The 21,175-nt window shown below is 71.5% G+C and carries 17 protein-coding genes and 1 riboswitch; of the genes, 8 read left to right on the forward strand and 9 right to left on the reverse strand.

Translation table 11 applies throughout. The features are described 5' to 3' along the window. Window positions 1-1,984: GNAT family N-acetyltransferase (locus K4G64_RS24020; RefSeq protein ID WP_260460888.1), on the reverse strand; the 1,984-nt coding region annotated here is incomplete at its 3' end. A gap of 180 nt (window positions 1,985-2,164) precedes the next feature. On the opposite strand from K4G64_RS24020, the gene K4G64_RS24025 reads away from it, so the two are divergent. Further along, window positions 2,165-2,446 (forward strand): HPr family phosphocarrier protein, encoded by a 282-nt coding sequence (locus tag K4G64_RS24025; protein ID WP_003993478.1) that lies wholly within the window; start codon window positions 2,165-2,167, stop codon window positions 2,444-2,446. 283 nt (window positions 2,447-2,729) lie between these two features. On the opposite strand, the gene K4G64_RS24030 is transcribed toward K4G64_RS24025, so the two are convergent. The 4 genes from K4G64_RS24030 to K4G64_RS24045 form a co-directional block, all read right to left on the reverse strand. Continuing rightward, the gene (locus K4G64_RS24030) at window positions 2,730-3,425 is read right to left on the reverse strand and encodes a GntR family transcriptional regulator (protein WP_221758087.1); all 696 of its coding nucleotides are present in this window, start codon (window positions 3,423-3,425) and stop codon (window positions 2,730-2,732) included. Between the two features lie 186 nt (window positions 3,426-3,611). Next, window positions 3,612-4,400 (reverse strand): M23 family metallopeptidase, encoded by a 789-nt coding sequence (locus tag K4G64_RS24035; protein WP_221758088.1) that lies wholly within the window; start codon window positions 4,398-4,400, stop codon window positions 3,612-3,614. A gap of 12 nt (window positions 4,401-4,412) precedes the next feature. Beyond that, window positions 4,413-4,577: riboswitch (cyclic di-AMP (ydaO/yuaA leader) on the reverse strand. Between the two features lie 202 nt (window positions 4,578-4,779). Then, window positions 4,780-6,168 (reverse strand): pitrilysin family protein, encoded by a 1,389-nt coding sequence (locus K4G64_RS24040; RefSeq protein WP_221758089.1) that lies wholly within the window; start codon window positions 6,166-6,168, stop codon window positions 4,780-4,782. Next, a complete protein-coding gene (locus tag K4G64_RS24045) occupies window positions 6,165-7,541 on the reverse strand; it encodes a M16 family metallopeptidase (RefSeq protein ID WP_374206442.1) in 1,377 nt (458 codons plus the stop codon). Before K4G64_RS24045 ends, K4G64_RS24040 begins: the two co-directional genes overlap by 4 nt. A 224-nt stretch (window positions 7,542-7,765) precedes the next feature. On the opposite strand from K4G64_RS24045, the gene K4G64_RS24050 reads away from it, so the two are divergent. Continuing rightward, entirely contained in the window at window positions 7,766-10,222 is a 2,457-nt protein-coding gene (locus K4G64_RS24050) for a DNA topoisomerase (ATP-hydrolyzing) subunit A (RefSeq protein WP_221758091.1), read from the forward strand. On the opposite strand, the gene K4G64_RS24055 is transcribed toward K4G64_RS24050, so the two are convergent. Next, complete coding sequence (locus K4G64_RS24055) at window positions 10,219-11,283, reverse strand: GTP-binding protein (RefSeq protein ID WP_221758092.1); 1,065 nt, start codon at window positions 11,281-11,283, stop codon at window positions 10,219-10,221. The two genes, K4G64_RS24050 and K4G64_RS24055, sit on opposite strands and share 4 nt — an antisense overlap. A gap of 321 nt (window positions 11,284-11,604) precedes the next feature. On the opposite strand from K4G64_RS24055, the gene K4G64_RS24060 reads away from it, so the two are divergent. Beyond that, window positions 11,605-12,162 (forward strand): DUF6082 family protein, encoded by a 558-nt coding sequence (locus tag K4G64_RS24060; RefSeq protein ID WP_221758093.1) that lies wholly within the window; start codon window positions 11,605-11,607, stop codon window positions 12,160-12,162. A 275-nt stretch (window positions 12,163-12,437) separates the two neighbouring features. Continuing rightward, window positions 12,438-12,665, forward strand: coding sequence for a hypothetical protein (locus K4G64_RS24065; RefSeq protein ID WP_221758105.1), 228 nt, complete (start codon window positions 12,438-12,440; stop codon window positions 12,663-12,665). 99 nt (window positions 12,666-12,764) lie between these two features. Here K4G64_RS24065 and K4G64_RS24070 read toward each other — a convergent pair whose 3' ends face one another. Next, complete coding sequence (locus K4G64_RS24070; RefSeq protein WP_221758094.1) at window positions 12,765-13,925, reverse strand: citrate synthase/methylcitrate synthase; 1,161 nt, start codon at window positions 13,923-13,925, stop codon at window positions 12,765-12,767. 110 nt (window positions 13,926-14,035) lie between these two features. Between K4G64_RS24070 and K4G64_RS24075 the strand changes: the two genes are divergently transcribed. From K4G64_RS24075 to K4G64_RS24090, 4 genes are all read left to right on the forward strand, one after another. Continuing rightward, on the forward strand, window positions 14,036-15,331 hold the full coding sequence (locus tag K4G64_RS24075; protein WP_221758095.1) for a citrate synthase: 1,296 nt from the start codon (window positions 14,036-14,038) through the stop codon (window positions 15,329-15,331). Window positions 15,332-15,384: 53 nt separating this feature from the next. Next, window positions 15,385-16,329 (forward strand): sucrase ferredoxin, encoded by a 945-nt coding sequence (locus K4G64_RS24080; protein ID WP_221758096.1) that lies wholly within the window; start codon window positions 15,385-15,387, stop codon window positions 16,327-16,329. 166 nt (window positions 16,330-16,495) lie between these two features. Beyond that, entirely contained in the window at window positions 16,496-18,169 is a 1,674-nt protein-coding gene (locus K4G64_RS24085) for a sensor histidine kinase (protein ID WP_221758097.1), read from the forward strand. Further along, complete coding sequence (locus K4G64_RS24090; protein WP_221758098.1) at window positions 18,169-18,849, forward strand: response regulator; 681 nt, start codon at window positions 18,169-18,171, stop codon at window positions 18,847-18,849. The genes K4G64_RS24085 and K4G64_RS24090 overlap by 1 nt, the downstream gene beginning before the upstream one ends. An 85-nt stretch (window positions 18,850-18,934) precedes the next feature. Here the strand turns inward: K4G64_RS24090 and K4G64_RS24095 are convergent, their stop codons facing one another. Together K4G64_RS24095 and K4G64_RS24100 are read right to left on the reverse strand one after the other, a co-directional pair. Beyond that, entirely contained in the window at window positions 18,935-20,527 is a 1,593-nt protein-coding gene (locus tag K4G64_RS24095) for a cation acetate symporter (protein WP_221758099.1), read from the reverse strand. Continuing rightward, a complete protein-coding gene (locus tag K4G64_RS24100; RefSeq protein ID WP_221758100.1) occupies window positions 20,524-21,084 on the reverse strand; it encodes a DUF485 domain-containing protein in 561 nt (186 codons plus the stop codon). The genes K4G64_RS24095 and K4G64_RS24100 overlap by 4 nt, the downstream gene beginning before the upstream one ends. Window positions 21,085-21,175: the final 91 nt, after the last annotated feature.

Below are 21,175 nucleotides of genomic sequence, written 5' to 3' on the forward strand. Positions count from 1 at the left end.
CCTGGGGGGCGACCTCGGCGGCGGCCTCGGTGGCAGCCTCGGGGGCGGGGAGTTGTTCCGAGGCCGGCGTCGGACTCGGTGGGTTTTGCGGCAAATTGCCCGAGTCTGCCTGCGGTGCCGTGCTCGCCGCCGCCGACAGGGCCTCCGCCAGGCCGCCGAGCTCCACGTGGACCACCAGGACCGGCTTCGACGGGGCCGCGGCCGATGCCGAGCGCAGGGCCTGCGCGAGGGCGGCGTCGCCGACCGGGCCCTCCCCCACCGCCGGTATGGCGGTGACGACGACGGCGTCGCACCGGTCGTCGGCCAGGGCACGCGACAGGGCGGTGTAGAAGTCGGCCGCCGAGGCCGCGGTGGTCAGGTCCTGCGGGGGGTGCGGTCGCAGTCCCTCGGCGAGACACGCGTCGTAGGTGAGCAGGCCGAGCGACTCCGAGTTGCCCAGGATCGCCACCCTGGGGCCGGCCGGCAGAGGCTGGCGGGCGAGCAGCAGGCCCGCGTCGACCAGCTCGGTGATCGTGTCGACGCGGATGACCCCGGCCTGCCGCAGCAGCGCCGACACGGTCGCGTGCGGCAGCCGGGTCGCCCGGACGGCGTGCCCCTGGGGAGCGGCGCCGTGCCGTGCGCCCTGGACGACGACCAGGGGCTTGGCGGCGGCGGTGCGGCGGGCGAGGCGGGCGAACTTGCGGGGGTTGCCGATGGACTCCAGGTACATGAGGACGACGTCGGTGTCGGGGTCCTCGTACCAGTACTGCAGGACATCGTTGCCGGAGACGTCGGCACGGTTGCCGGAGGAGACGAAGGTGGAGACGCCGGTCACGCCCGTGACGCCGCCGCCGCGCCGGTGCAGCCGGGACAACAGGGCGATGCCGATGGCGCCGGACTGGGCGAACAGTCCGATGCGGCCGGGGCGCGGCACCTCGGGGGCGAGGGAGGCGTTGAGGCGTACCTCCGGGGAGGTGTTGATGATGCCGAAGGCGTTCGGGCCGATGATCCGCATGCCGTACGTGCGCGCGTGCCGCACGAGGGCGCGCTGGCGTTCGCGCCCCTCGGGGCCGCTCTCGGCGTACCCGGCGGACACCACGACCAGCCCCTGCACGCCGTGTTCGCCGCACTCGGTGACGACCTCCGTGACGTGCTCGGCCGGCACGGCGACGACCGCGAGGTCCACGGGGCCGTCGATGTCCCGCACCGAGCGGTGGGCGGGCACCCCGTCGAGCTCCTTCTGTCCCTCCGGGAGGGCCTTGTTCACGGCGTAGAGGCGGCCGGTGTATCCGGCGTCCCGGATGTTGCCGAGGACGCTGCGGCCCACGCCGCCCGGCGTGCGACCGGCGCCGATGACGGCGACCGAGCCGGGGGCGAGCAGCCGCTGCACCGAGCGGGCCTCGGCCCTGTGTTCGCGCGCGTACTGCACGGCCAGGGAGCGGTCGGTGGGTTCGAGGTCGAACTCCAGACGGACGACGCCGTCCTCGAAGCTGCGCTTCTGGGTGTAGCCGGCGTCCGTGAACACCTTGATCATCTTGGTGTTGGCGGGCAGCACCTCGGCGGCGAACCGCCGGATGCCGCGCTCGCGGGCGACGGCGCCGATGTGTTCGAGCAGGGCGGAGGCGACTCCGCGGCCCTGGTGGGCGTCCTGCACGAGGAAGGCGACCTCGGCCTCGTCGGCGGGTGCGGACGCGGGCGTTCCGTCCGCGCCGATCCGGTCGTAGCGTACGGTGGCGATGAACTCGCCGCCGACCGTGGCCGCGAGTCCCACCCGGTCCACAAAGTCGTGGTGCGTGAAGCGGTGGACGTCCTTGGCGGACAGGCGAGGGTACGGCGCGAAGAAGCGGTAATACTTCGACTCGTCGGAGACCTGCTCATAGAAGCTGACCAGGCGATCGGCGTCATCAACGGTGATGGGCCGGATGCGCGCGGTACCCCCGTCGCGCAGCACCACGTCGGCTTCCCAGTGGGCGGGATACTCGTGCCGGTCCGGCGAGGTCTGCATGGGCCCCAGAGTACGGCTAGCGTCCGACAACGGGCGCGAGGCAGTCTGTGGAGGGCGTCAGTCGGGTCGAGGCCGCGATCCGACGGCACCCCGGGAGTGGGACGAGAGGACCGCTCCTGGTGGGCTTCACGATATGGGAAACTGGTCTAGACAACCCTGAACACCGAAGGGCAGCAACACATGGCTGAGCGCCGCGTCAACGTCGGCTGGGCCGAGGGCCTCCACGCCCGCCCCGCTTCCATCTTCGTCCGAGCCGCCACGGCCGCAGGCGTCCCGGTGACGATCGCCAAGGCTGACGGCAACCCCGTCAACGCGGCCTCCATGCTGGCCGTCCTCGGCCTCGGCGCCCAGGGGGGCGAGGAGATCGTCCTCGCCTCCGACGCCGAGGGCGCGGACGCCGCCCTGGACCGGCTCGCCAAGCTGGTCTCCGAGGGTCTCGAGGAACTGCCCGAGACCGTCTGATCCACCGAGTGCCCGATCCGGCGCACTGCGAGGGGCTCGCCCGACTCACCGGGCGGGCCCTTCGCCGTTCTCGGTCGGTGCGGTCGGGGCCCTGCCATTCCTGGTCGGCGCGGGTGGACCCCTGCCATTCACGGTCGGCGCGGGTGGGTCTTTCCCCCATTCCCGGGCGACACGATCGGACCCTTCATCCCATTACCCCTTCCACGCGGGGAGGAATTCCAAGAATCCGGGCAGCGGAAATAGCCCCCCGAGAATTGACTGCTCTTTGTATACGGCCGCCTTGTTAAAGCCGCGGGCTCGCCGTGTTTACGGGATGTTGCGAGTTCCTCACACGGCCGGCACGTTCCTCGGCGGAGCCGAACCGCAGGCGGTGCGCGCCCTTCGCACGCTCGGTGTGCAGCGCCGTGACCGCCCGCGCACGCTCGCCGTCCCCGCGCGCCACGGCGTCCACGATCGCGCCGTGCTCGGTCCAGGACTCCACCGGGCTGGCCGGCGCCTCCACGGCGTACATCCAGGCGATCTTGTGGCGGAGCTGGGTGAGCATCGAGATCAGCGCCGGGCTGCCGGAGGCTTGGGCGAGCGTCTCGTGGAACCAGCCGCCGAGAGAGCGCAGGTCGTCGCTGTTCCCGCGACGGGCCCGCTCCTGGCCCAGCCGCACCAGGCCCCGCAGGACCTTCAGATGCGCCTCGGTACGGCGCTGGGCGGCGCGGGCCGCACCGAGCGGCTCCAGCAGCATGCGCATCTCCAGCAGGTCGCCGGCCTCCTGCTCGGTGGGTTCCGCCACGCACGCGCCCGCGTGCCGGCGGGTCACCACGAAGCCCTCGGCCTCCAACGTGCGCAGCGCCTCCCGGACGGGCACCCGCGAGACGCCGTAGCGGCGTGCGAGGAGTTCCTCGGTGAGCCGGCTGCCGCGTGCGTGGACACCCGCGACGATGTCGTCCCGGATGGCCGTGCACACCGAGTGCGCGGGAATACGCATGACCGACCTCCGCTTAATCCCCGTGAAACGCCGACGAGCGACGTACGTTCCGTGACTCTATTGCAATGAGCCGGAATTTCCGACGGCAAGCGACAATCCATGGATATTTTTGGGACAGCAGGCGGTCGTAAACGCCGAAAGCCCCGGCTCGGGAGCCGGGGCTTTCGGGAAGCGGAGAGGTTCCGGTCAGAGACTCACGCCGTGCGAGCGGAGGTAGGCGACCGGGTCGATGTCCGAGCCGTACTCGGGGCTGGTGCGGGCCTCGAAGTGCAGGTGCGGGCCGGTGACGTTGCCGGTCGCGCCGGACAGGGCGATCTGCTGGCCCGGGGTGACCTGCTGGCCCACCGAGACGCCGATGGAGGACAGGTGGCCGTACTGGGTGTACGTCCCGTCGTTCATCTTGATGACGACCTGGTTGCCGTAGGAGCCGCCCCAGCCGGCCTCGACGACGGTGCCCGCGCCGACCGCGTGGACGGAGGTGCCGCTGGCGGCGTGGAAGTCGACACCGGTGTGGCTGCCGGAAGACCACAGGCCACTGCTGGCCTTGTAGCTGGTGGAGACGTACGAGCCGGAGATCGGGGCGACGAAGGTGTTCAGGCGCTTGCGCTCGGCCTCACGGGCGGCGCGCTCCTTGGCCGCTCGGGCCTTCTCGGCCGCCTCCTTGGCCCGCTCGGCCATCTCGGCGGCCTGCTTGCGGGCGGCCTCCTCGGCCTTCTGCTTGGCGGCGGCCTCATCGGCGGCGTGCCGCTGCGCGAGGGCCTGGGCGTCGATCTGCTGGGCCGCGGTGTCGCCCATGGTGACGACGGGCGTGAGACCGGTCTGCTCGGCACTGGGCTCGGCGGCGAAGGCAGCGGGGGCCGCCACGGTGCCGATCACGCCGGTGGTGGCGAGGGCCGCGACGCCCGCCGCGCGGGCGGTGGAGCGCTGCATCCTGCCGGGACGACGGTGCTTCCCGGTGGCGCGAGTGAACGCCATGTAGTGGCTGGTCCTTTCCTTCCCTCTCGCCTACCGGGTTAGCTGACGGGTTCGGAGCAGGAAGGTCTCCTACGGACTCCCTCGCGACTCGCGCGGGCGCCCGATTCACCCCAGGGACTGCGATGGGTCCCCGGCTCCCCTGGCTCGCGCCGTACGGGGACTCGGCGATGACTGTCCGGTGCCGCGGGTGCGGCGCACTGCCTGACGAACAGCCCGGATGACGCTAAGCGGCGCCACTTTCAATTCCCAAACGAATCCCGGCTTTTGTAGCGCATCCCACAGGGCAGACAGGCAACTCCCATCCCAATTCGGGCATAAAGGGGCCCTGGTGCCTTTGAAGACAACCAGGGCCCCCGCGCGCGTGCGGTGACGCGTGTCGCTACTCGGCGGCGACGACGGTGACTTCGCCGATGCCGAGGGCCTCGACCGGTGCCTTGATCTGCGCCGCGTCACCGACGAGGACGGTCACCAGACGGTCCACCGGGAAGGCGCTCACAGCCGCCGCGGTGGCCTCCACGGTGCCGGTCGCGGCGAGCTGCCGGTACAGCGTGGCCTGGTAGTCATCGGGCAGGTGCTGCTCGACCTGGTCGGCCAGCGTGCTCGCGACGGCCGCCGCCGTCTCGTACTTGAGCGGCGCCACACCCACCAGGTTCTGCACGGCGACGTCCCGCTCGGCGTCGGTCAGCCCCTCGGCGGCGAGGGTGCGCAGCACCGTCCACAGGTCCTGGAGGGCGGGGCCGGTGTTGGGCGTGTCGACGGAACCGCTGATGGCGAGCATCGCGGCGCCCGTGCCGTCCGGGGCGGACCTGAGGACCTGGCCGAACGCCCGTACGCCGTAGGTGTAGCCCTTCTCCTCGCGCAGGACGCGGTCCAGGCGGGAAGTGAGGGTGCCGCCGAGGCAGTACGTGCCGAGCACCTGCGCGGGCCACACGCGGTCGTGCCGGTCCGGCCCGATCCGGCCGATCAGCAGCTGCGTCTGGACGGCGCCGGGGCGGTCCACGATGACGACCCGGCCGGTGTCGTCGGCGGTGACCGGAGGCACGGGACGCGGCTCGGCCGAGGAGCCCGTCCAGGCACCCAGGGTGTCCCCGAGCAGGGCGTCCAGGTCGATGCCGGTGAGGTCGCCGACGACCACGACGGTGGCCGTGGCGGGGCGGACGTGCTTCTCGTAGAAGGCGCGTACGGCCGCGGAGTCGATGGCGGCGACGGTCTCCTCGCTGCCCTGCCGGGGCCGCGACATGCGCGAGTCCGCCGGGAACAGCTCCTTGGAGAGCTCCTTGGCACCGCGGCGCGAGGGGTTGGCCAGCTCGTGCGGGATCTCGTCGAGGCGGTTGTTGACCAGCCGCTCGACCTCGCTGTCGGCGAAGGCGGGCGCCCTCAGGGCGTCGGCGATCAGGCCCAGGCCCTTGGCGAGCCGGGAGGCGGGCACCTCCAGGCTGAGCCGGACACCGGGGTGGTCGGCGTGCGCGTCGAGGGTGGCGCCGGCGCGCTCCAGTTCCGCAGCGAAGTCCTCGGCGGAGTGCTTGTCGGTGCCCTCGGAGAAGGCCCGGGCCATGATCGTGGCCACACCGTCGAGTCCGGCCGGTTCGGCCTCCAGGGGGGCGTCCAGCAGCACCTCCACGGCGACGACCTGCTGGCCGGGGCGGTGGCAGCGCAGCACCGTCAGGCCGTTGCCGAGCGTGCCGCGCTCGGGGGCCGGGAAAGCCCACGGCCGGGCGTCGCCCGCCTGCGGCCGGGGGTGGAAGTCCATCGTGGCGAGCTCGGTCACTTGGCCGCCTCCTCGTTCTCGTCGGTGGCCGCGGCTGCGGTGTCGTCGGTGGTGCCGGCGTCCTCGGCGCTCTCGTCGGCGACGGGCTCGTAGACGAGCACCGCGCGGTTGTCGGGTCGCAGGCGGGCCTTGGCAACCTCCTGGACCTCCTCCGCCGTGATCTCCAGCACGCGCTGGACGGCGGTCAGGGCGAGCTGCGGGTCTCCGAAGAGCACGGCGTACCGGCACAGTTCGTCGGCGCGGCCCGCGACCGTGCCGAGCCGGTCCAGCCACTCGCGCTCCAACTGGGCCTGGGCGCGCTCCATCTCCTCGGGCGTGGGGCCCTCCTCGGCGAACCGGGCGAGCTCCTCGTCGATGGCCGCCTCGATGACCGGAACCTCCACGTCACCGGACGTCTTCACGTCCAGCCACCCCAGGGAGGGCGCACCGGCGAGCCGCAGCAGGCCGAAGCCGGCCGCCACAGCCGTACGGTCGCGGCGCACGAGCCGGTTGTAGAGGCGGGAGGACTCGCCGCCGCCGAGGACGGTGAGGGCCAGGTCGGCCGCGTCGCACGCGCGCGTACCGTCGTGCGGCAGCCGGTAGGCGGCCATCAGGGCGCGGGCCGGGACGTCCTCCTCGACGACCTCGCGCAGCTGCTCGCCGATGGTCTCCGGCAGCGATCCGTCGCGCGGGGCGGGCTTGCCGTCGTGACCGGGGATGGAGCCGAAGTACTTCTCGACCCAGGCGAGCGTCTGCTCCGGGTCGATGTCGCCGACCACGGAGAGCACGGCGTTGTTCGGCGCGTAGTAGGTGCGGAAGAACGCGCGGGCGTCCTCCAGGGTCGCCGCGTCCAGGTCGGCCATCGAGCCGATCGGGGTGTGGTGGTAGGGGTGGCCCTCCGGGTAGGCGAGGGCGGTCAGCTTCTCGAAGGCGGTGCCGTAGGGGACGTTGTCGTAGCGCTGGCGGCGCTCGTTCTTGACGACGTCCCGCTGGTTCTCCATCGACTCGTCGTCGAGTGCGGCCAGCAGCGAGCCCATGCGGTCGGCCTCCAGCCAGAGGGCGAGCTCCAGCTGGTGGGTGGGCATGGTCTCGAAGTAGTTGGTCCGCTCGAAGCTGGTCGTGCCGTTCAGCGAGCCACCCGCGCCCTGGACGAGCTCGAAGTGGCCGTTGCCCTTGACCTGCGCGGATCCCTGGAACATGAGGTGCTCGAAAAGGTGAGCCAGGCCGGTACGCCCCTTGACTTCGTGGCGCGAGCCGACGTCGTACCAGAGGCACACCGCCGCGACCGGGGTCAGGTGGTCCTCGGAGAGCACCACGCGCAGGCCGTTGGCCAGGCGGTGCTCGGTCGCTGTCAGGCCCCCGGAGCCTGCCTGGGCTGTGGCCGTGTGACCCATGGGCATGTACGTCCCTTCGATCGCTGAGCGGTTGTTCAGACCGCGGATTCCTGCCGGTCCTGCCACTGTATGCAAGCGCGCGAAGCCCTGGTGAAGTTCCCGGCGGCGACCTCGGTCCGCGGACGGGGACGCCGCTTGACCCGGGTCCTGGTCCCGCTTGTCAGTGCGGCGGTCCACAATGGTCCGCGTCAGATCTGGATCGCAGCAGCAAGGAGCCGGCAGCGATGGCCCGCCGCAGCACGAAGACCCCGCCGCCCGACGACTCGTACGAGGAGCGGATCCTCGACATCGACGTCGTCGACGAGATGCAGGGCTCCTTCCTCGAGTACGCGTACTCGGTCATCTACTCCCGCGCCCTGCCGGACGCACGCGACGGCCTCAAGCCGGTGCACCGCCGGATCGTCTACCAGATGAGCGAGATGGGCCTGCGCCCCGAGCGCGGGTACGTGAAGTGCGCCCGGGTCGTCGGCGAGGTGATGGGCAAGCTGCACCCGCACGGCGACGCGTCGATCTACGACGCCCTCGTGCGCATGGCCCAGCCCTTCTCGATGCGGGTCCCCCTGGTCGACGGCCACGGCAACTTCGGCTCGCTGGGCAACGACGACCCGCCGGCCGCCATGCGGTACACCGAGTGCCGGATGGCCGAGGCGACGAGCCTGATGACGGAGTCGATCGACGAGGACACCGTCGACTTCAACCCCAACTACGACGGCCAGGAGCAGGAACCGGTGGCCCTGCCCGCCGCCTTCCCGAACCTCCTGGTCAACGGCGCCTCGGGCATCGCGGTCGGCATGGCCACGAACATGGCGCCGCACAACCTGCGCGAGGTCATCGCCGCCGCCCGCCATCTGATCAGGCACCCGAACGCCGACCTCGACGCCCTGATGAAGCACGTCCCGGGTCCCGACCTGCCCACGGGCGGCCGCATCGTCGGCCTGTCCGGCATCCGGGACGCCTACGAGTCCGGCCGCGGCACGTTCAAGATCCGGGCGACGGTCTCGGTGGAGCCGGTGACGGCCCGCCGCAAGGGCCTCGTCGTCACGGAGCTGCCCTTCACGGTCGGCCCCGAGAAGGTCATCTCCAAGATCAAGGACCTGGTCGGCTCCAAGAAGCTCCAGGGCATCGCCGACGTCAAGGACCTCACCGACCGCCAGCACGGCCTGCGCCTGGTCATCGAGATCAAGAACGGCTTCGTGCCGGAGGCGGTCCTCGAGCAGCTCTACAAGCTGACGCCGATGGAGGAGTCCTTCGGCATCAACAACGTGGCGCTGGTGGACGGCCAGCCGCTCACGCTGGGCCTGAAGGAGCTCCTGGAGGTCTACCTCGACCACCGCTTCAACGTCGTACGGCGGCGCTCGGAGTTCCGCCGCGGCAAGAAGCGCGACCGTCTGCACCTGGTCGAGGGTCTGCTGACGGCCCTGCTGGACATCGACGAGGTCATCCGCGTGATCCGCTCCAGCGAGAACTCCGCGCAGGCCAAGCAGCGCCTGATGGAGCAGTTCTCGCTGAGCGAGGTGCAGACGCAGTACATCCTCGACACGCCGCTGCGCCGTCTGACCAAGTACGACCGCATCGAGCTGGAGTCGGAGAAGGACCGGCTCAACACGGAGATCGAGGAGCTGACCCGGATCCTCGACTCGGACTCCGAGCTGCGCAAGCTGGTCTCCTCCGAACTGGCCAACGTCGCCAAGAAGTTCGGCACCGACCGGCGTACGGTCCTGCTGGAGACGGGCGGCGCCCCGGTCGCGGCCGTGCCGCTCCAGGTCGCCGACGACCCGTGCCGGGTGCTGCTGTCCTCCACGGGTCTGCTGGCCCGTACGGCGAACGGCGAGCCCTTCACGGGGGAGCCCGGCGCCAAGCGCGTGAAGCACGACGTGATCGTCTCGGCGGTGCCGGCCACCGCCCGAGGTGAGGTGGGCGCGGTGACCTCGACGGGCCGGCTGCTGCGGCTGAACGTGGTCGACCTGCCCCAGCTCCCGGAGTCGCTGCCGACGCCGAACCTCGCGGGCGGCGCGCCGCTGGCGGAGTTCGTCACCCTGGAGGACGACGAGACGGTCGTGTGCCTGACCACGCTCGACGAGTCGTCGCCGGGCCTGGCGCTCGGCACGGCGCAGGGCGTCGTCAAGCGCGTGGTGCCGGACTATCCGGCCAACAAGGACGAGCTCGAAGTGATCACCCTCAAGGAGGGCGACCGGATCGTCGGCGCGGTCGAGCTGCGCACCGGGGAGGAGGACCTGGTCTTCGTCACCGACGACGCGCAGCTGCTGCGCTTCCAGGCGTCCCAGGTCCGCCCGCAGGGGCGTCCGGCCGGCGGTGTGGCCGGCATCAAGCTCACCGAGGGCGCGAAGGTCATCTCCTTCACGGCGGTGGACCCGGCTGTGGACGCCGTCGTCTTCACCGTCGCCGGCTCGCGGGGCACGCTGGACGACTCCGTCCAGACGACGGCCAAGCTGACCCCGTTCGACCAGTACCCGCGCAAGGGCCGTGCCACCGGCGGTGTCCGCTGCCAGCGGTTCCTGAAGGGCGAGGACTGCCTGTCGCTGGCCTGGGCGGGCCCCGTCCCCGCGCTCGCCGCGCAGAAGAACGGCACGCCGGCCGACCTCCCGGACATCGACCCGCGCCGCGACGGCTCGGGAGTGTCCCTGGCGAAGACGGTGGCGGTGGTGGCCGGGCCGGTCTAGGCCGGGTCCGCGCCCTGCTCCTCGGGGTCGCGTACGTAGCGCAGGACGCCCCACATGCCGTGCTCGTCGGCGTGTGGGGCGTCGCTCGTGGACGCCTCCAGCTCCTTCTCGAGCGCGGCGGCGTCGATCCCCGAGCCGATGAGGACCAGCTGGGTGAGGCGTTCGCCGCCGGCCGGCCAGGGCTCCGGGTAGAAGCGCAGGAACCGCCCGACGGCATGGACGGCGTAGCGGTTGCGGACGTCGTACGGTCCGAAGTCGACGTGGCCCTTGATCCGGTACAGCCCCTCGGGGCGGCTGTCGAGGAAGGTCATCAGCCGGCGCGGGTCGAGGGGGACCGGAGAGGCGAACGACAGGCTGTCGTAGGCGGCGTGCAGGTGACCGGCGTGGCCGTCGTCGTCCCCGCCGTGTTCATGCAGGTCGTCGAAGGACAACTGCCCGACGCGCTCCTCGCTCGGGCGGCAGTCGAAGAGCAACTCGGGATCGATCCGGCCGTAGGTGGCCGGGACGACGGCGGCGCGGTCGACGAGGTTCCGGACCAGCCCGAGGACGCGTTCTCCGTCCGCCGCCCGGTCGAGCTTGTTGACCACGACGAGGTCGGCCAGAGCGAGATGCCGGTCGATCTCGGGGTGCCTGGCCCGGGTGTCGTCGAACTCGGCGGCGTCGACGACCTCGACGAGCCCGCCGTAGACCACCCCCGGGTGCTCGCTGGCCAGCAGCATCCGCACGAGTTCCTGCGGCTCGGCGAGACCGCTGGCCTCGATGACGATGACGTCGATGCCGAGGGCGGGCTCCGCGAGCCGCTCCAGGTACTGGTCCAGTTCGCTCGCGTCGACGGCACAGCACAGGCAGCCGTTGCCCAGGGAGACCGTCGAGTCGCCGAGCGCTCCCGCCACGGCCATCGCGTCGATCTCGATCGCCCCGAAGTCGTTGACGAGGGCGCCGATACGGCTGCCGCCGCTGCGGTGCAGGAGGTGATTGAGCAGGGTGGTCTTTCCCGAGCCGAGGAATCCGGCCAGGACGACGACCGGGATCTGCTGCGGTTTCGGACTCGGCTGGCTCACCGTGCGACCTCTCTCGCGCCGACGCGTGCACCGGCTCGCGTTCCCGGCACACATGGGAAATGGGGATGCCGCCCCAGGATACGAGCCGTGAGATCCACGCCTGAGTGAACGATTGTTAGCAGCACTCGCGGGGCAGACGTTGGGCATGGCGCCGGATTGTGCGACCCTCGCTTCCCTCCGTGCGCCTCCTCTCCGCCTCCCCGCCGATCAGAGCCGCTCGGCACCCTGGGAGACGGCAAGCGCCGCCCACCGCTCGCCGGTCCCCTCCCGTCGACCCGCACCCCGACGACCGGCGGACGGCCGCCTGAACCGGGGGTTGACATGACCACACAGAAATTTGGTTTCCGAGGTCTGAGGGCCACCGCCTCGGCAGGGATGGGCCTGGCGGCGGGTGCCGCCGTCGCCCTGGCCCTGCAGTGGCCCGCGTTCCACGCGTTGCGCGCCCGGATCGAGCACCTGGAGGAGGCCGCGCAGTCCCAGCGCAGGACCAACTTCGCGCACCAGCAGCGTCTGCACTGGGAGTTGCTCAGCAAGGCGATGGACGATCCGGAACTCGCGGAGGTCCTCGACGCCTACGACGGAACCGTCTCCCCGAGGAAGCAGCGCCAGTTCCTCTTCGCCAACGCCATGTACACCAATGCCCTGTGCTACTACCGCATGGGCAACGTGACCAGAGAGGAGTTCTTCGGATTCGCCCGGAGCATGCTGCAGAACCCCCTCTTCAGGGAGTACTGGTACGCCACTCGTCCGCACCGGGCGACCCTCGTCGACACCTCCGACGAGGCCGGACTGGGCCGCATGGTCGACGATCTGCTCGTGCAGCTGGAGGAGGCGGACATCGACGAGTGGTGGGTGGTCGGGGACCCGCCGGGCGAGTAGGTCCGCGTCCCGGCCGTAAGCACCGCACCTCGCGGATCACTCTCCGGAACGGATCACACGGCTGGGCGGTAACGAACCCATAAACCGACGCGTTTCCCCAGGTGCCAACAAGGTTGACTACTGCGCATCCCGCGAACCGGGTCGACCACCGCCGAACCGCCGCTCCACGCCGCCCGGTTGTCGAGGCCGCGGCCCCACAGGGCCGCATCGCACCGCAGGCGCAGTGCGCACCACGCCTCGAGATCAGAAGGAACTCAAGAACAGTGAGCCACATCATCCGTCGGATTGGCACCCCTCCCAGCGCCCGGGGAAGTACGACTGGTGCCAATTGCCCCGATATCTTCGAGCTGTCCGACGGCAGGTTCGCTGTGATCGGCACGGACCTCACCGAAGAACTGGACGGGAAGCTTCCCGCCGACGCGTCCAGGGCGGACTACGAGCGCATCGTCGTGGTCTCGCGCAGGACCCTCATCGACGCCAAGGCCGACATCCCCGACGCCTGATCCCGTCGGTCACCCACGGACCCGGCGCGAAGGCCCGGCACCTTTCCGGTGCCGGGCCTTCGCGCCGCCTGGCACCTTCGCGCTCTGCGGCGCCTTCCCTCAGGCCGGCAACGGCGCCGGCGCCTCCGGCCCCACATACCGCGCCACCGGCCTGATGATTTTCGTGTCCTCCGCCTGCTCCAGGATGTTGGCGCTCCATCCCACCGCGCGCCCGGCGGCGAAGGTCGGGGTGAACATCTCGCGCGGCAGGCCACAGAGTTCCATGACCACGCCCGCGTAGTACTCGACATTGGTGTGGAGTTCCCGGCCGGGCTTCAGCTCCGCCAGGATCGCCTCGATCTGGTGCTCGACCTCGACGGCGAAGTCCACCCGCGGCCCACCGAACGTCTGGGCGACCTCGCGCAGCATCCGGGAGCGAGGGTCCTCCGTGCGGTAGATCGCGTGCCCGAAGCCCATGATGCGCTCACCGGCGAGCACCCGCTGACGCACCCAGGAGTCGATACGGTCCGGGCTGCCGATCGCGTCCAGGGTGTCCAGGGCGCGGCTGGGCGCACCCCCGTGGAGCGGCCCCGACAGCGCCGCCACCGCCCCGGCGAGGCACGCCGCCACGTCCGCGCCCGTCGAGGCGATGACCCGGGCCGTGAAGGTTGATGCATTGAACCCGTGATCAATGGTGGAGATCAGGTACTGCTCGATCGCCCGCGCGTGCGGCTCGGTGGGCACCGAACCGGTCAACATGTACAGGTAGTTCGCCGCGTAGGACAGGTCCTCGCACGGCTCCACCGGTTCCTGCCCCTCGCCCAGCCGGTGCAGCGCGGCGAGCAGCGTGGGCACCGCCGCGGCCGCCTCGATCGTGTCCTGCCGGCGCCGGTCCGCGTCGATGTCGTACACGGGCCGGAACCCCTTCGCCGCGCCCAGCAGCGAGAGCGCCGTACGCATCCCGGCGAGCGGACCGGAGCGCCCGCCGGCCGCGGCGATGGCCGGCAGGGCCGCCCGCACCTCGCCGGGCAGCCGCCGCAGCGCGGCGGTCTCGGCCGCGAAGGCGGTGCTCCGCGCCGCGTCCGGCAGTTCGCCATGGACGAGGAGATGCCAGACGTCCTCGAAGCCCCGGGTCCGCGCGAGGTCGACGGCCGAGTACTGCCGGTAGTGGTAGAAGCCCTCCAGACCGCGGACATCACCGATCCGGGTGTCGGTGACGACGACACCGGCGAGCCCCCGAGGCGCTTCGAGAAGAGTGGCTGCTGACCTGTTGACGGACATGACTTCCTCCCTGGACTTGATTCGACTGTCCATGATTGACTCAATGCCTGTCAATATTGATTCAATCAATGCATCAGTCAATGGACCGGTGGACGGATACGGTGACCCCCATGCGCGATCAAGAGCCCGCCCCCATGGACGCGGAACGGCGGTTGAGCACCAGGGAGGCCGCCGAGCTGCTCGGTGTGAAGCCGGAGACCGTGTACGCGTACGTGAGCCGCGGGCAGCTCAGCAGCCGTCGGGTGAGCGGTGGGCGGGGCAGCACCTTCGACGCCGGGGAGGTCGAGGCGCTCGCCCGGCGCAACCGGCGCGACAGCTCGGGCGGTTCCGGTCCGAGCGGTTCCGGCTCGGGCAGCTCCGGCGGGGGCCATTCCGGTGGCGAGCTGTCCGTCCGCACCCGCCTCACGCTCATCGAGAGCGACCGCTGCTTCTTCCGCGGTGTCGACGCGGTCGAGCTGGCCACGCGGCACACCTACGAGGAGGTCGCCGAGTGGCTCTGGACGGGCCGGATGCTCCCGGGCAGCACGTTCACCGCGCCCGCCGCCTTCGTGTCCGTCGCCCGCCGCGCCGTCGAGGCACTGCCCGACCACGCCGCGCCCGCCGACCTGCTGCGGGTGGCGACGGTCGCCGCCGCGACCGCCGACCCGCTGCGCTTCGACCTGTCCGAGGACGCCGTGCTCGGCACCGCGCGCACCCTCATCCCCACGCTCGTCGCCGCCCTGCCGCCCAGGGGACACTCGCGCTGTGACGAGGGCCCCATGGCCCACCGCCTGTGGACCCGGCTCTCCATGCGCGACCCCGACGAGGCGTCCCTGCGCGCCCTGGACGCCGCCCTCGCCCTCCTCGTCGACCATGACCTGGCCGCCTCCACCCTCGCGGTGCGCGTCGCCGCCTCGGCCCGTGCCCACCCCTACGCGGCGGTCTCCGCCGGGCTGGGTGTGATTGAGGGCCCGTTGCACGGCGCGGCCAGCGGGCTGGCCCACCGGCTGCTGCAGGACGTACTCGAGCAGGGCGACGCGGCACCCGTGATCGCGGACGAGCTGCGTGCCGGCCGGCGCGTCCCGGGCCTCGGCCACCGGCTCTACCGCGGCGAGGACCCACGCGCGCGTGCGTTGTTCGCCCTCCTGGAGCGGATTCCGCGTGCGGAGCCCGCTCTCCTCGCGGCCCGCGACATCGTCGAGACCACCGCCCGGCACGCCCCGCTGCACGCCAACGTGGACCTGGCGCTCGCCGTGCTCACGGTGTCCTGCGGCATGCCCCCGACCGCGGGCGAGACGATCTTCGCCGTGGCCCGCACGGCGGGCTGGATCGCCCATGCCCTGGAGGAGTACGGCGAACGCCCGCTGCGGATGCGCCCGAGCGGTCTCTACGCAGGTCCGAGGCCTCCGCAGCCACTGCCGGAGTAGCGCGGGGCGGGGCCGAAATTCACCGCGGCCGAAGTCAGGTTAGGCTCACCTCTGTGAGTACGTGCTCAAGCGTCTCCCGGGACTTCGACGAGCCCGTTTCGGGAACCGCGGCCACCGCGAGGACCTGGCTGTTGATCGAACAGCCCGGTCCGTGGGGTGCCAAGGCGCTCACTTCGAGCCACCTGGACCCCGCCCTGGGACGTGCCCTGGAGGCCGCCGCCAAGGACACGGGCGTACGGATCGCGCTCATCCGCCGCCCCGGGCGCCACGCCGACCGTCGCATGCCCACCACACGCCGCGTGTACGTCGCGCACGTCGTCCCGGGAAACGTGTGGCTGCACAGTGCCTCGACCTCGGACCCCGGGCAGCTGCTCGGCCTCGACTTCGCAGCGCTCGGCCGGGGCGACCACCGTACGTTCGACGCGCTGCTCGGCGGCAGGCCCCATGACGGTGGCCCGCTCGCGCTCGTCTGCACCAACGGCAAGCGCGACCGATGCTGCGCCCTCCTCGGCAGGCCCCTCGCGGCCGAGCTGGCGACATCCGGGGTCGAGGGCGTCTGGGAAGTCACCCATCTGGGTGGTCACCGCTTCTCCCCCACCGTGCTGGTGCTGCCGTACGGATACGCGTACGGCCGGGCCGAGGCCCACTCCCTCAAGGAGGTCCTGCACGGCGCTCGGGAGGGGCGGATCGTCGTGGAGGGGTGCCGGGGCAGCTCCGCCTGGGAACGCCCCGGTCAGGCCGCCGAGCTCGCCGTGCGCGGCAGGACGGGCGAATTCACCGCGCAGGCGTTGAGCGTCGTGCGGACGGTCGGCTCGGCGCCGCGCTGGGAGGTGACCGTCGCCCACACCGACGGGCGCCGCTGGCAGGTCGACGTGGCCCAGGGCACGGCGCTGCCGGCCCGCCCGGAGAGTTGCGGGGCGTCCGTCCTCGGGTCGCCCGCGCGGATGGACGTGGTGGCGGTGCGCGAGGTGAGAATGACTGCGGCGCTGGCGGGCTGACGCGGTGCATTGACGCTGTCGACTCTCGTGCATTGACTCTGCCGGCTCTGGTGCATCGGCCTGACGGCTCTCGTGCGTCGAGGCTGCCGGCTGTGCACACATTGATCTGGAGATCCACGCCACACCCGTCTAGGGCAGGTAGCCGGCCGCACGTACCGTCTTGGGTATGAGCCCCACTCCCCCCGCACGCCGCATGCGCCTCGGCCTGCCCCGGCGGGTGTTCTCGCAGGTGCTGCTGATGCAGGTGGCGATCGCCGCGGGAGTCGCGGTGCTCGCGACCGGGTTGTTCCTCGCGCCCCTGAGCAACCAGCTGGACGACCAGGCGATGCGCCGTGCGCTCGCGATCGCGCAGACGACCGCGCAGCAGCCGGAGCTCGCACGGGACGTGAGTCGGACGCCGCCGTCGCCGAAGGGTCCGGTGCAGCGTGAGGCGGAGCGGATCCGGAAGGCCACCAAGGCCGAGTACGTCGTGGTGATGGACTGGCGCGGCGTGCGCTGGTCGCACACGGACCCGAAGCAGATCGGCGGCATCGTCTCCACCGACCCCGGCCAGGCCTTGGCCGGCAAGGAGGTCATGGAGATCGACAGCGGCACCCTGGGCCGCTCCGCCCGGGGCAAGGTGCCGCTGCGCGACAGCCACGGCACCGTCGTCGGCGCGGTCTCCGTCGGCATCGCCTACGACAGCGTCCGGGCCCGTCTGATCCAGGCCATCCCGGGCCTGCTCGCGTACGCCGGCGGCGCCCTGGCCGTGGGCGCGCTGGCCGCGTGGCTCATCTCCCGACGGGTCCAGCGGCAGACCAGGGACCTGGCCTTCTCGGACATCGCGGCGCTGCTGTCCGAGCGCGAGGCGATGCTGCACGGCATCCGGGAGGGCGTCGTCGCCCTGGACCGCACCGGCCGCATCCGCCTCGTGAACGATGAGGCACAGCGCCTGCTGGGCCTCGGGGAGACGGTGGTGGGCCGTTCCCCCGAGGAAGCCCTCGGCGCGGGCCGTACGGCCGATGTGCTGGCCGGACGCGTGACCGGGACGGATCTGCTCACCGTGCGCGGGCAGCGTGTGCTGGTCGCCAACCGCATGCCCACGGACGACGGCGGTGCCGTGGCCACCTTGCGCGACCGCACCGAGCTGGAGCAGCTGGGCCGCGAACTGGACTCTACCCGAGGCCTGATCGACGCCCTGCGCGCCCAGGACCACGAGCACGCCAACCGTATGCACACGCTTCTGGGGCTGCTCGAACTGGAGATGTACGACGACGCCGCCGAGTTCGTCGGAGAGGTGGTCGGTGACCACCGGGCCACCGCGGAACAGGTCACCGAACGGATCGAGGACCCGCTCCTCGCCGCCCTGCTGGTCGGCAAGGCGACCGTCGCGGCCGAACGGGGCGTCGCCCTGTGGGTGTCGGACCGCACCCGGCTGCCCGACCGGCTGGTCGACCCCCAGGGGCTCGTCACCGTCGTCGGGAACCTGGTCGACAACGCCCTCGACGCCGTCGCCGGCACGCCGCACGCGCGCGTGGAGGTCGAACTGCGGGCGGAGGGGCGTACGGCGATTCTCAGGGTGCGCGACACAGGGCCCGGCATCCCGCCGGAGCACCGCGAGTTGATCTTCACCCCGGGATGGTCTACGAAGAAGCCGCCGGCTCACCGTGAGCGGGGTATCGGGCTCTCCCTGGTGCGCAGGCTCGCGGAGCGGCAGGGTGGCAGCGCGACCGTCGGAGAGGCGCATGGCGGGGGCGCGGAGTTCACCGTCGTCCTGCCCGAGGCGCTGGCCGAGCCGGGCCCGGAGCCGGCCGTCCTGAGCGTGCCGTCAGCCCCGCAGACCACCGAGGAGAAGTCCTGATGATCGAGGTCCTGGTCGTGGACGACGACATGAGGGTCGCGCGGGTCAACGCCGCCTACGTCGAGAAGGTGCCGGGCTTCCACGTCGCCGACGTGGCCCACAGCGCCGCGGAAGCGCTGCACCGACTGGAGACGCTGCCCCGGCTGGACCTGGTGCTCCTGGACCACTACCTGCCGGACGCGACGGGGCTGGCGGTCGTCCAGGAGATGCGGCGGCGCGGCGACCAGACCGACGTGATCATGGTCACGGCGGCCCGTGACGTCTCCACCGTGCAGGCCGCGATGCGGCACGGCGCGCTGCAGTACCTGGTCAAGCCGTTCGCCTTCGCCGGCCTGCGCGCCAAACTGGATGCCTACGCCGAGCTGCGCCGCACCCTGGACGGCGGTGGCGAGGCCGAGCAGGCCGAGGTGGACCGCATCTTCGGGGCACTCTCGGCGCCGTCGGAACCCGACCTGCCCAAGGGACACTCCCCCACCACCGCCGAGCTGGTCCGCCAGTCCCTGATGAACGCGGACGGGCCCCTGTCCGCCCAGGAGATCGCCGAGCGGACCGGAGTGAGCCGTCAGACAGCCCAGCGCTATCTGAAGCTTCTGGAACGCACGGGACGGGCCAGGCTCACCCTCAAGTACGGCGACGCGGGCCGCCCTGAACACCGTTACGTGTGGGCGACCCGCGGCTAGGGCGACAGCCTGCCGGCTCCTCCACGAACCGGTGCTGGGCGCGCCCCCCTGTCATGACACCGAAGGCGCCGCCCCTACGCCGCACCTACGCCGCTCCGGCACCCGTCAGCGAACGCACCTCGGTCTCCGCGTGCTTGGCCTCGTCCGGGACCTCCCTCGAGGTGACCGTGCCCAGCCAGCCCGCCAGGAAGCCGAGAGGGATCGAGACCAGGCCCGGGTTCTGCAGCGGGAAGTACTGGAGGTCGACGCCCGGGAAGAGGGAGTTGGGGCTTCCCGAGACCACCGGCGACAGCACCACGAGCGCCACGGCCGGGATCAGACCGCCGTAGACGGCCCACACGGCACCCCGTGTGGTGAAGCCGCGCCAGAACAGCGAGTAGAGCAGTACCGGCAGGTTCGCGGACGCGGCGACGGCGAAGGCCAGGCCGACCAGAAACGCCACGTTGAGATCTCGCGCCAGCAGGCCGAGCGCGATCGCCACCACGCCGACACCGACGGCCGCGACACGGGCCACGGCCACCTCGCTGCGCGGCTTCCCGCCCCGGCGTCGCAGGGAGGCGTACAGGTCGTGGGCCACGGACGCCGAGGACGCGAGCGTGATCCCGGCGACCACGGCGAGGATCGTGGCGAAGGCGACCGCGGCGACGATCGCGAAGAGCACCGTCCCCCCGGTGGAACCCGCACCACCGCCCAGGTCGAGCGCCAGCAGCGGAACCGCCGTGTTCCCGGCCGCGTTCGATCCTCGTACCGCGTCCGGCCCCAGGATGGCGGCCGCGCCGAACCCGAGCACGATCGTCATCAGGTAGAAGCCGCCGATGAGCCCGACGGCCCAGACGACGGAGCGACGGGCGGCCCGCGCGGTGGGCACCGTGTAGAACCGGGACAGGATGTGCGGCAGCCCTGCCGTACCCAGCACGAGGGCCAGCCCGAGACTGATGAAGTCGAAGCGGGCCGTCCAGTCCCCGCCGTACTTCAGCCCCGGCGCCAGAAACGCCGCTCCGTGCCCACTGCGCTCCGCCGCCGTGAGCAGCAACCGGTCCACATCACCGTGGAAACGCATCAGGACGAGCACCGTCAGCACGAGGGTGCCGCCGAGCAGCAGAACTGCCTTGACGATCTGGATCCATGTGGTCGCCCGCATCCCTCCCAATGACACGTAGATCACCATGAGCGCGCCCACACCGATGACGGTCCAGTCCCGCGCCGCGTCGCTCGTGCCCCCGAGCAGCAGCGCCACCAGGCTGCCCGCTCCGACCATCTGCGCCACCAGATACAGAACGGACACCGTGACCGACGAGGTTCCCACCGCGATGCGTACCGGCCGCTCCCTCATCCGGGCCGCCACGACGTCGGCCATCGTGAACCGGCCGCAGTTGCGGACCAGTTCGGCGACCAGGAACAGCACCACCAGCCACGCCACGAGGAAACCGACGACGTACAGCAGCCCGTCGTAACCGAACAAGGCGATGAGCCCGGTGACTCCGAGGAAGGAGGCGGCCGACATGTAGTCGCCCGCGATGGCAAAACCATTCTCTATGGGGGAGAACAACCGCCCGCCCGCGTAGAACTCCTCCGCCGAGCCCCGCCGGTTGCGGCTGACCCACGTGGTGATCCCCAGCGTGACCGCGACGAACGCGCTGAAGAGCAGCAGCGCCAGCGTCTGGTGTTCCTCCGTCACGACGTACCACCGTTCATGCCACGCGTCAGTTCCTGTGTGTCCCACCGCAGTTCGAGCGCGGCCCGGTCCCGGCGCAGCCGCGCGTGCCGCGCATACGCCCAGGTGAGCAGGAACGTGGACAGGAACTGCCCGAGCCCCGCCACCAGCGCCACGTTCACCGCCCCCAGCACGGGCCGCGCCATCAGATCGGGCGCGGTCGTGGCGGCCACGACGTAGCCCACGTACCAGGTGAAGAAGGCCACGAACGCCGGCACCACGAACCTCCGGTACCGCCGCCGTACCTCCTGGAAGGCCGCACTGCGCTGCACTTCCAGGTACACATCGGCCGCCGCGGCCCCCGCCCCGCCCTCCGCCCGTGCCGACGGAACGACCGCAGGGCTCTGCGCCCCTTCCCCGGACGACTCGCCCCATCCTGAGGCGAGGGCGTCGTACCAGGGGTCGTCGTATCCGAGCTGTCCGGCTTCCTCGGCCTGGACCGGGTCATGACCGTCGAGAGGCTCGACCCAACTCTCCTGGCCGGCCCCGCCGTCACGGGGACGGCCCTTGCTTCGCTGCATGCCCAAGGATGGACAGAACGGGAAGATCCCCGACTCTTCTTCCCCTCGGTCTTCACCCCATCAGGTGACTAACCCGCTGGTGGCCGCATGA

The organism is Streptomyces sp. WAC04114 (genome assembly GCF_019733245.1).
In the GTDB taxonomy this organism is placed as follows: domain Bacteria; phylum Actinomycetota; class Actinomycetes; order Streptomycetales; family Streptomycetaceae; genus Streptomyces; species Streptomyces massasporeus_A.

Bases quoted from the DNA above. Each gene is read 5' to 3' on its own strand.
- K4G64_RS24025 (WP_003993478.1), top strand. From the start codon at position 2,165: ATGGCTGAGCGCCGCGTCAACGTCGGCTGGGCCGAGGGCCTCCACGCC.
- K4G64_RS24085 (WP_221758097.1), top strand. From the start codon at position 16,496: ATGAGCCCCACTCCCCCCGCACGCCGCATGCGCCTCGGCCTGCCCCGG.
- K4G64_RS24035 (WP_221758088.1), bottom strand. From the start codon at position 4,400: ATGGCGTTCACTCGCGCCACCGGGAAGCACCGTCGTCCCGGCAGGATG.
- K4G64_RS24030 (WP_221758087.1), bottom strand. From the start codon at position 3,425: ATGCGTATTCCCGCGCACTCGGTGTGCACGGCCATCCGGGACGACATC.
- K4G64_RS24045 (WP_374206442.1), bottom strand. From the start codon at position 7,541: ATGGGTCACACGGCCACAGCCCAGGCAGGCTCCGGGGGCCTGACAGCG.
- K4G64_RS24075 (WP_221758095.1), top strand. From the start codon at position 14,036: ATGCGCGATCAAGAGCCCGCCCCCATGGACGCGGAACGGCGGTTGAGC.
- K4G64_RS24060 (WP_221758093.1), top strand. From the start codon at position 11,605: ATGACCACACAGAAATTTGGTTTCCGAGGTCTGAGGGCCACCGCCTCG.
- K4G64_RS24070 (WP_221758094.1), bottom strand. From the start codon at position 13,925: ATGTCCGTCAACAGGTCAGCAGCCACTCTTCTCGAAGCGCCTCGGGGG.
- K4G64_RS24100 (WP_221758100.1), bottom strand. From the start codon at position 21,084: ATGCAGCGAAGCAAGGGCCGTCCCCGTGACGGCGGGGCCGGCCAGGAG.
- K4G64_RS24050 (WP_221758091.1), top strand. From the start codon at position 7,766: ATGGCCCGCCGCAGCACGAAGACCCCGCCGCCCGACGACTCGTACGAG.
- K4G64_RS24090 (WP_221758098.1), top strand. From the start codon at position 18,169: ATGATCGAGGTCCTGGTCGTGGACGACGACATGAGGGTCGCGCGGGTC.